Below are 1,268 nucleotides of genomic sequence, written 5' to 3'. Positions count from 1 at the left end.
ACCTAGTCGTCTTCTAGGGGTCTTACATACTGGGAAATCTCATCTTGAGGGGGGCTTCGCGCTTAGATGCTTTCAGCGCTTATCCCGTCCGTACTTGGCTACCCAGCGGTGCTCCTGGCGGAACAACTGGTACACCAGCGGTACGTCCATCCCGGTCCTCTCGTACTAAGGACAGCTCCTCTCAAATTTCCTGCGCCCACGACAGATAGGGACCGAACTGTCTCACGACGTTCTGAACCCAGCTCGCGTACCGCTTTAATGGGCGAACAGCCCAACCCTTGGGACCTACTTCAGCCCCAGGATGCGATGAGCCGACATCGAGGTGCCAAACCTCCCCGTCGATGTGGACTCTTGGGGGAGATAAGCCTGTTATCCCCAGGGTAGCTTTTATCCGTTGAGCGATGGCCCTTCCATTCGGTACCACCGGATCACTAAGCCCGACTTTCGTCCCTGCTCGACTTGTAGGTCTCGCAGTCAAGCTCCCTTATGCCTTTGCACGCTGCGAATGATTTCCAACCATTCTGAGGGAACCTTTGGGCGCCTCCGTTACATTTTAGGAGGCGACCGCCCCAGTCAAACTGCCCGCCTGACACGGTCCCCCTACCGGTTTCACGGTAGCGGGTTAGAACTCCGATACGATCAGGGTGGTATCCCAACGGCGCCTCCTCCGAAGCTGGCGCTCCGGATTCCTAGGCTCCCACCTATCCTGTACAGATCGTACCAAAGTCCAATATCAAGCTGCAGTAAAGCTCCATGGGGTCTTTCCGTCTTGTCGCGGGTAACCTGCATCTTCACAGGTATTAAAATTTCACCGGATCTCTCGTTGAGACAGCGCCCAAGTCGTTACGCCATTCGTGCGGGTCAGAATTTACCTGACAAGGAATTTCGCTACCTTAGGACCGTTATAGTTACGGCCGCCGTTTACTGGGGCTTCGGTTCACAGCTTCGGGTTGCCCCTAACCGCTCCCCTTAACCTTCCAGCACCGGGCAGGCGTCAGCCCGTATACTTCGCCTTACGGCTTCGCACAGACCTGTGTTTTTGCTAAACAGTCGCTTGGGCCTTTTCACTGCGGCCCCCTCGGGCTATTCACCCTACCGAGGCACCCCTTCTCCCGAAGTTACGGGGTCATGTTGCCGAGTTCCTTAACGAGAGTTATTCCGCGCGCCTTAGCATGCTCTGCTCGCCTACCTGTGTCGGTTTGCGGTACGGGCACCTTCGCCTGGCTAGAGGCTTTTCTTGGCAGCCGGAGATCATGACCTTCGGTACT

Annotated in this window: 1 rRNA gene; it reads right to left on the bottom strand. The window is 56.3% G+C overall.

The features are described from left to right. A 23S ribosomal RNA gene (locus M3223_RS23780) occupies nt 1-1,268 on the bottom strand; the annotation flags it as partial.

This window comes from Paenibacillus pasadenensis, from assembly GCF_023715725.1.
Taxonomy (GTDB): domain Bacteria; phylum Bacillota; class Bacilli; order Paenibacillales; family Paenibacillaceae; genus Paenibacillus_O; species Paenibacillus_O pasadenensis_A.
Note: the sequence above shows the minus strand (reverse complement) of the source record. Positions and strands in the feature narration are given on the sequence as shown.